This is a genomic window from Parvimonas sp. M20 (genome assembly GCF_035282425.1).
GTDB lineage: Bacteria > Bacillota > Clostridia > Tissierellales > Peptoniphilaceae > Parvimonas.
Genome location: NZ_JAYKBQ010000131.1, coordinates 1 through 283, shown reverse-complemented (window position 1 = coordinate 283; position 283 = coordinate 1). Strand labels below are relative to the sequence as shown.

General features: G+C 39.6%; 1 rRNA gene. It reads left to right on the top strand.

Going from position 1 to position 283, the window contains the following annotated elements:
• Positions 1-114 precede the first annotated feature (114 nt).
• Positions 115-230: ribosomal RNA gene (rrf, locus tag VJI93_RS08700) — 5S ribosomal RNA — on the top strand.
• The last annotated feature ends 53 nt before the right edge of the window (positions 231-283 follow it).

The following is a 283-nucleotide window of genomic DNA, read 5'->3' as shown; positions in this document are numbered from 1 at the left end:
AAAACAGCCAAACAAACCACTCGCAAGAATGGTTTTTTGTTTATATAAATAATTATATTTTGAATTTGTTGTGAAAGCTCAGAGCTTAACAGCAAAGAAAAGTAAACAAATAAGTATGGCTGTAATGGCTAAGAGGATACACCTGTTCCCATCTCGAACACAGAAGTTAAGCTCTTAAACGTCGAAGGTACTAGTACATCTCGTACTGGGAGAATAGAAAACAGCCAAACTCCTAGGTAGCTCAATGGTGGAGCACCCGGCTGTTAACCGGTAGGTTGTGGGT